Below are 8,522 nucleotides of genomic sequence, written 5' to 3'. Positions count from 1 at the left end.
GTTGAAAGTCAGCGTCGATCCGGTTCAACAAGCCTTCGCACGATTAGGGTTGGGCGTTCCTGCACAGTTAGCACAAGTGGCGGATAGCCTTCGAGTAGCCTTTGACATTCTCAAGAAGACAGAAGCGCCGATTGATTCAGTGCATCAAGGCTTTCTGGATATGGCGAAAGCGCAAATCGCTTATGCGAATGCGACAGGTCAAGCGATTCCGGCATCGCTTAGTTTAGAAGCCTCTTCACTTGGTTTAAGTGCGGCATTTCAAGAATTGGTGCGTTCACTGCAATCTGCGAATCAAGAATTCAATGCCATTATTACTAAGTACGAAAGACTTCAGACATTTCAGGATAAGAACAATGAAATCAAGCTGAAAGAAATTGAACTCAGTGATGAATGGAATGCGGCGACACTTAAACGCAGTCAGAACTTAGGTGCTGAAGCGGATATTATTGCGAGTTTGGTAAAGGCTGACCAGTTACGGCTTGAGTCGATTCAGCAGGAAATTGATGCGAGTGAGAAGAATGTTCTTGTTAAGACCTTAGAGATTAAAAAACTCGAAGGATTGGAAACCGCCGGAAAAGAACTGTCGAAAGAAGATAAAGAACGCTTGGAGTTGATGAAACTTCAGCTTCAATTAGACCAACAATCTATATTGATTAGTAAAGCCAAAAAAGCGCAGATTGAATCTGAGATCGTTTCTTATCAGAACTCGATTAACAAGATTGAGGAACGACTGAAGCTGTATGAATTGGAAGCAAGTCTTCGGACTGAAGCTAATACCAATCAGCAGAAGACTCTTGAACTTGAAAAGCAATTGGCGATTTCACAAGGCAATCTCACCGTTGCGCGTGAAAAAGATTTAGGCGTTGTTCAAGAAGAATTGGAGATTGCGAAAGAACAGTTTCAGGAAGATGTGAAACGTCTGAATGCAATCAATGATGAAATTATTGAATTAGAGAAGAAGTACAAAGCCGAAGGCAGTAATAACGAACAGTTGCGGCAATCCATTGAAACATTAAAGCTGCGTCGTGTGGCGGAGATTGCAGGAACTCAAGCGTCCGAAGCCGATATTAAGGTGAAGGAACGTCAAGTTCAGTTGGCGAAGCTTGCGGCTGGCCCCATCGGCGCACTGACTCAATTGTACAAGGATCAAGCAGAAGCGCAATCGCGCAGTTCAGCGAATAGTGAACGCTATCAAGATGCGTTGGTGAAGGAAGCAGAAGGCGTATTGAATATTGCGAAGATTCGTGGCGATGTCGTTGATATTGCTCAAGCCGAAGAGAAGGTAACTGAATCACGAATTAATCAAGCAGAAACCTTAGCGCAATTACGTTCTCAAGAAGCTTCTGATGCTCAAAAAGAGTTATCAGCAACCATTATTCAATTAGCTGCTGATAAAGAATGGACGCAATCGGATCAAGATAGGGAGAATCAACTTCGTAAAACGGTTGATGCAACGAACGACGCTGCGAATTCTGCTCAGCAAAATGCGACACAAATAAAGAAAGAGGCTGAAGAAACCAAGAAGAGTACCGAGGAACATAAGAAAGCCGGTAAAGGAATGAGCGATGTGGCTGCTGCGGCGGCTCACATGGCGAATAATGTCAAGACGGTGCGTGAAGAAGTCGGAAAACTTTCGGAAGCATCGAAACTGTACTTTGATCAGAAATTACTCAAGGCCGGTTTTGAAGGTGGAGCCATTAGCGCCACTGATTTGCAGAAAGGGATTCGTGTTGTTGGCGCCACACTGAATTCAACGAAAACGGATAAATTTCAATCCGAGATTAATTCAGCAGCGAACTCAATGAAAGCTGCTCGTAATGAAATGACCTTTGCCGCGAATGGCTTTGGCGTCTATGAAGCAGCCTTGAAGTTTGCAGCAGCGGAAACTTCAAAGACCTTTTATGAACAGAAATTAGCGGTTGAGAATCTGAAATCCTCCATTGAAAACATGGCTGAGAATGGTTCCACAAGTTTAATTGCCTTAGAGAATGCGACTCGACGAGTCGATCAAAGTTTTAGTCTGTTGGATGAACAAGATTTATCGGAAGTCCGTAGCGCCATTTCCAAGGCGCGTGATGAAATGGAGGCGATGAAGGATGCGGTTCAGGAAGCGAAGGATGCGTTGGTTGAACTGAATGCCGAACTTGCGGCTGAACAAGGAGACACCGCTACTTCAGACCGTCTTAATCTTCAGTTGGAACAGCAACAGAAGATTGCAGATATTGAAGCCAAGTTAAAGGAAGCGCGTCAACAAAATAATAAAGAACTCATCAGTCTTTATCAATCGCAGTTGGACAAGACGAAAGAATTGTACAGTGTGAAGCAAACCAATCTTGAGAAAGATATTCAGTCTTCACAGCAATCGGTTGAATCCGCGAAAGGTTCAACCGAAGCGTTAAGTCAGCAGAATGATGAACTGAGTCGGCAGCAGACGCTTCTTGATCAAGCGAAAACCAAGGTTGATGAAAGCACTTCGGCGTGGGAATCTGCACAACAAGCCATTACGGATGCGAAGGATGAATTGGCGGCTCTTGGTAATCAGACCGCCTATCAAGAGGAATTGTCGAAAGCGGCGGTGACGCTAAAGCATGACTTGGCTGACGCGCAATCGAATTACAATCAATCCTTATCCAAATCGAGTGCTTCGCTGAAGGAGGATTTAGCGAAAACCGATACCGATCTCACCAAAAACATTGCGAAGGCGGTGCAGGATTCACAATCGAAGATCAGTGGTTTGGTGGAGAAGACCACGGAACAGGTGGCTGAGGCGTACCGGAAACAGAATCAGTCGATTGAAGATTCTGCACTGAATCAGCAGGACAAGATTGAAGAAGCGATTCTCAAGACTACCGATGCGATTGAATCGGAAGTGTCGGATCATGCAGATACGATTGTTTCGATTCAGCAGGATGCTGCGGATTCACTGATTAAGATTAATACCGATGCAACGGAGAGTCTTGCCAAACTGAATGACAGTCTGGTGAAGGACTCGCTGAATGCCATGGCGTCGTTGCAAACCGAATCGGACAAGATTAGCGGACAACTGCGAAAGACCAAAGGCAGTGTCGGTGATGAAGAAGCGGTTGCCTTCGCGGATGAATCCAAGAAGATTATTGAATTGTATGCTCAAGCCGGCGAACAAGGCACTGAAGTCTACAATCAAGCAATGAAAGATGCGCGTGAATTGCATCGGCAAAACATTGAGCAGTTGGTAATTGAAGGTAAATTGGCTGAGAATGTCAAATGGAATGAGATTTCCAAGATCGATGCTCAAGTCAAGAAGAATGAGGAATTGTTGAAGGCCGCGCAAGCAGCGGTTCAAGCTGAAAAGGTGGCGAAACAACAAGCGATTGAAGAAGAAACGCAAGCGAAAATTGCCGCTCTGAATCAGGAAACAGAGCGTAAACTAGCCACCGCGCAATTGGAATCCGACAAGAAGCTTGAAGGGATTAATCAGCAACATCTAGCGACCTTGGCGAATCTTGAAGTCGAGCATCAGCAGAAACTTCGAGACATTGATATTGAATTGCAGCGGTCGATTGCGGCAGCGAATGAAGCACAAGCGCAATCAAGACTGTCCATTCAATCCGACCTGGCGCAGAAGTTAGCTGACTTGAAGGCGGATAAGGATGCGGCGATTGTCGCTGCACAAGAAAAGAATACGGCTGAGATTGTTTCGATTCAAGAGAAGTTGCAGGCCGAGATTGTCGCCTCGAATCAGAAGCATGATGCTGAAATCGCAAACATCCAAGCGCAGCAACAAGCGGAGATTCAGGCCGCGCAAGAGAAGGTAAAGGCGGCGGTTGAATCCTACAATCAGCAGAATGCGAAGTTAAAAGAAGTGAATGAGACGTTGCGTGAACAGTCTCGGTTGTTGGATGAAATCAGTAAGAAAGGGTCTTCAGTCGCCTCGTCATCAGCGAAAGGTTCGTCAACAAAGGATTCAGTCGGAGGTTCAGGACAAAATTATAACTTTACATTTACGATTGGCAATCAAACCTTGAATGCAAATTCAAAGCAAGACCCCACCAGTTTTATTAAAGCCTTGCAGCAATCGCAGCGGAGTTCTTCAGTATGAGTATTCTTGATTCAGATGTGAAGCTGTTGAAGTCGGAACACATGACGGATTTATCGGATTCGGGTGGATTTCCTTCAGGAAATGAAGTTCTGGATAATGTCGATAACAATGTGTTTCCTGATATTTCCTCCGGTGATCGGGTGACGGGTCGAGCGCAGACGCGATTGATTTATGGGGCGGTGCGGTCGCCGGATACCGATGTATATATGGGTTCACGAGCGTATATAGCATCTCCACCTTCTGATGCCGCCGTCGATGTGGCAATCTTTCCTTCAGTGGCAGGGTGCGATCAGGAAACACTTCTTGAGCCATTGTATCGGTATACGCTGAAAGGATCGAATACCAATTATCGGATGTATGCAACGTATGATGTTGGCGCATCACTGATTCAGTTTTATTATGCACTTAATCAAACACTTCAGCCAACAAGCGGAGTCAGTACGACACTAATTCTTGAAGATATAGGAAACAATTCATTTCAAGTCGTGAATGCTCAACAAGGATGGAGTTGGGTTAATGGAGTTGAATATAGTGCGTGGTCTGTTTCTTTATCACAACCATTACGCTATGAATTTAGAGGCGCACTGTATTCTGATTTAGAACATGCGAGTTATGTAACTCCAACACAGATTTACTATACGGCTCCACAAGAAATCCCTATCTATGGGATTCGTGCGCTTTCAGCCCAAACAACAAATGGAACGGCATCGGTTTCCATCACGAATAATTCCTTTCTTTTAGGGCCACGAGTGGGTTATGTTGTGAATAGCACAGCACAACCTGAAGGTGCATTCGATGGAGAATTTGTTCAATCATTTACCTGTCCAACCACAGGAAGAACCTTCGCGCTTCCTGTGGTTTCTCCTTATTTTGATTTAATTAAAGTGGTCTGGTTGACAGCGCCATTTCAATATACAACTTACTCGGTTTCAATTCATAGTGAAGACTATTTTTTAGTCACCTTACCACAAATCGTAAATTCAGGAACTTATCTTACTTATTACACTTCTGGATATACGCAAGGTACGGATTTCGTCTTTCAGTTAAAAACGCCGGTTATTCCAGGAAGTTTATCACTGAATGCGATTAGTATCACTTCAACCTTATTGTCCGCCGTTGATGATGGCGTTGGTGGATTCACAGGCGCTGGTGTCTCTTCAGGAACGGTGGATTACGATACCGGACTCGGTGAAATCACGTTATCTGCGACTTGTTTAACTTCAAACGTGACCTTGGATTATCAGTACACCGCGTATCTTGAAGACATGGAGTTTGAAGAGATCGGAATTGATTTATCACGACTTCCTCCTTCAAAGACGACACCGTTGTTTCGAGTGGGCGATTCGGTTCTGATTCATAACACGCTGCATCAAACGCTTGTGGATAATCCTGTAGTGTCGAGTACGACCTACACATTGAGTCGAGCCAATGTTGATCAGATATGGTTAGAAGCGGCGAATGGTACACGCATTCCGACTGCGAAGTACACCAAGAATCTCACGGCTGGTTCGGTGACAATGGGTGCGGCCTTGGATTTAACCGGCTATTCCCAACCACTTGAAGCCTATACCACGATTCAAGATGAAGCGGTGATTGTGGCGATCAGTTCCGATGGTGAAACCATTACCTTAAATCGGAATGTCACACACACTTATCCAGGCACCACCAGTTATCTATCTTCCATCATCAAGTCTGGTGATTTATTTGCTTCAGCGAATGACCCCTTCTCGCAACAAGCAGTTGGAACACCAACATGGAGCGATGTATTGTATGGTTCTCCGATTACTCCGCAATACAACAATGTGACCTATCCGATTGAAGTCACCAATGATGGCGCGATTACTGAACGCTGGCGGATTCATTTCACCGGAACCACGACCGTCAATATTATTGGTGAGCGAGTGGGTCAAATTGCGACCGGGCTTTCAATAACTTCCGATATTGCGCCAATCAATCCACATACCTTGAATCCGTATTTCACGATTCAGAGTTCAGGATGGGGTGCAGGATGGGTGTCCGGCAATCTGTTGCGATTCAATACGGAGAGTGCAGATACGCCCATTGGCGTGATTCGTGTCGTGCAGCCGAGTGTGCATGTTCCTGGGACTTCAGACCGTTTCCGTTTAACTTTCTTGGGTGATGTCGATGCCTAATTCAGTACGTTATTATGACAGCACCATGAGTGGCGCTCCACAAACTACCACTAGCACTGGAACCTTTATTCCCGTGCTGATTGCGTGTCTGCAAGATGGATTTGGGAGCGTCACGGTCAATAGTCTGGTGGTGGCATCGAATGTTGCTACTGCTACTGTTTCTGCTGGGCATCAGTTTGCAATGGTTGGAAGCACAGGGCCAGTGATTCGGATTTCAGGAGCCAGTCCATCTGGATTAAATGGAGATTGGAGAATTACTGTTGTAGATTCAACGCATTTTACATTCACAACCACAGGGATTAGTGATCAGACTGCAACCGGAACGATTAGTGCCAAACGTGCGCCTGCCGGTTGAGTCAACTCTTTACCGGAACAGCGAATAAATGCGCGTTTCGATCTGATGATACGAATGGCACCCGGCTGTATCTTCGAGTAGATGACAGTCAGGCGACGAATATCCGGCTGCGGGGCTATGAATCCATTTCCGATCAATCCGCGCTAGATGGAGATACCAACACCAATCCATTCCCCACCAATGTGAAACAAAGCGGCGGAATGTATGCGATTCGGCTCAACCGTCCGTGGTGGCTTTATTCCGATTCCAGAGCCTTTTATTTTATCTCTCTCAATACCGCAGGCAGTAGTAGTTGCAGTATATTCTTTGGCGATATCGTCCATTATGCAGTGACCGATCAATATGGATGTGGATTGATTGCGGCAACAGCGGGGGCTCCAAACGAATCGAGTCTACTTAATTTGAATTCAGGGACTGGAAGTCGGTTAGCAAGGAATTATTCAGGAAGTTCACTGAGTATTAATGGGAATCGTTATTCTAATTCAAAATCTTCTTCGCTAGGAACGGGTGGAATGGCTTATCCTTCAATTATCTCCGGTCAATTTCATGCGTGGCCGGTGGAAATATGGGATACCACGGTTGCGGCACGCGGGTTAATGCCTGGGCTGTGGAATCCAATTCATGCAGGCGATATTGCCAATGGAACGATTATTGATGGAGTTCCTGCGCTTTCGGGTCGAACATTGGTCGTTCAATTATTGGCTTCTTTAAGTGGATATGCTTGCGCATTCGATATTACCGGGCCGTGGAGATAAGTTATGACGGGGATTGTAGCGATTGCAATTCATAGCCATCCGTTATTTGGTGGTCGGTTAAAGATTATTGAGCCAGTGACACGATTGAATTCTCCTGCATATCACAAAGTTCGGCTAATTGATCAAGCGAGAGGAGAGTTGATTCGTGAGAAATGGTCAGATAAAATTACAGGAAATGTTGAGTTTGACTATCTAACTGAAGGGCCTTGGGTATTGTACGCCATCGATCACACCTATGAATTTGAAGCGGTCGCCATTTCAGATCGGATGGCGACCGTTGATGGGACTCGACCTTAATGAATTGGTCAGACGAGATTCGAGATAACATTCTTCAGCTTCGCGCCGATGCGTTATCTGGTGGGACTATAACCTTTTATACTCCACCAAAGCCGTCAATTGGCGCAGCGATTACGACGCAGACGACCTTGATTGAAATTGAGATTCCTACTGGATTGACCGCAGCATCGAATTTATTGTCGGTGACGTTACCGGCAACGGCGGTTTTAGCCGATGGCGTTGCGAATTGGGGACGAATCAACGATAGCAGTCATGCGTTTGTGGCGGATGGAACCTGTGGGAATAAGATTTCATCGGCTGACTTTCGCTTTCGGGATACGACTTTAGTGGCGGGTGCGATGCTTACGAATGTGACTTGCACTTTTGCCGAGGGTTAATTCATGGCGTTGGGATGGTTGAACTTTGACTTACCGAAACCGGACTTTCTGAATTTCGGTCGTTCTGCTATTCCAGGCAATGATTTTGAGATGACCATCACCACTCAATCACCTATCCTTGCTATTGAATTCTATCAAGGGTTTCGGCTGAAACACGATACTTCCTTGGCTTGGGACAGCACCTTACCGATTCCACTCAATGATTCGATGGCTTTTGATGAAGGAACGACGTTTATTGATGAAACGTCGATGGTGTTCTATTCATCATTTCCTACCTTTTCAACGAATAGTCTACCTTGGAAAAACAGCGCGTCGGTCTGGATGACTGAATCAATTTCATTGATGAACGGATTAAAAATAACCGTCGAGGACTCGATAGCTTGGGACTCGATGACTCCGTTTCATTCTACAAAAAGTTTATTATGGAATTCAGGACAAACGAAGGAAAAGAGTACAGGAATTACTTGGAATTCAGGATGGGTGATTCACGATGCGCTGAGTCTTCGA

7 protein-coding genes are annotated in these 8,522 nt (G+C 45.4%); all 7 read left to right on the top strand.

Features of this window, described 5'->3' with window-relative positions; genetic code table 11:
- Positions 1-4,078: hypothetical protein (locus IPP74_15150; protein ID MBL0320612.1), on the top strand; the 4,078-nt coding region annotated here is incomplete at its 5' end.
- Complete coding sequence (locus tag IPP74_15145; protein MBL0320611.1) at positions 4,075-6,231, top strand: hypothetical protein; 2,157 nt, start codon at positions 4,075-4,077, stop codon at positions 6,229-6,231. The genes IPP74_15150 and IPP74_15145, both read left to right, overlap by 4 nt.
- The gene (locus tag IPP74_15140) at positions 6,224-6,586 is read left to right on the top strand and encodes a hypothetical protein (GenBank protein MBL0320610.1); all 363 of its coding nucleotides are present in this window, start codon (positions 6,224-6,226) and stop codon (positions 6,584-6,586) included. The genes IPP74_15145 and IPP74_15140 overlap by 8 nt, the downstream gene beginning before the upstream one ends.
- Positions 6,583-7,341 (top strand): hypothetical protein, encoded by a 759-nt coding sequence (locus IPP74_15135; GenBank protein ID MBL0320609.1) that lies wholly within the window; start codon positions 6,583-6,585, stop codon positions 7,339-7,341. Before IPP74_15140 ends, IPP74_15135 begins: the two co-directional genes overlap by 4 nt.
- A 3-nt stretch (positions 7,342-7,344) precedes the next feature.
- Positions 7,345-7,638, top strand: coding sequence for a hypothetical protein (locus IPP74_15130; GenBank protein ID MBL0320608.1), 294 nt, complete (start codon positions 7,345-7,347; stop codon positions 7,636-7,638).
- On the top strand, positions 7,638-8,015 hold the full coding sequence (locus IPP74_15125) for a hypothetical protein (protein MBL0320607.1): 378 nt from the start codon (positions 7,638-7,640) through the stop codon (positions 8,013-8,015). The genes IPP74_15130 and IPP74_15125 overlap by 1 nt, the downstream gene beginning before the upstream one ends.
- Positions 8,016-8,018: 3 nt before the next feature.
- On the top strand, positions 8,019-8,522 hold a 504-nt coding region (locus IPP74_15120), incomplete at its 3' end, for a hypothetical protein (protein MBL0320606.1).

The sequence above is a fragment of the Alphaproteobacteria bacterium genome, assembly GCA_016722515.1.
Classification (GTDB): Bacteria; Pseudomonadota; Alphaproteobacteria; order Rickettsiales; family JADKJE01; genus JADKJE01.
Note: the sequence above shows the minus strand (reverse complement) of the source record. Positions and strands in the feature narration are given on the sequence as shown.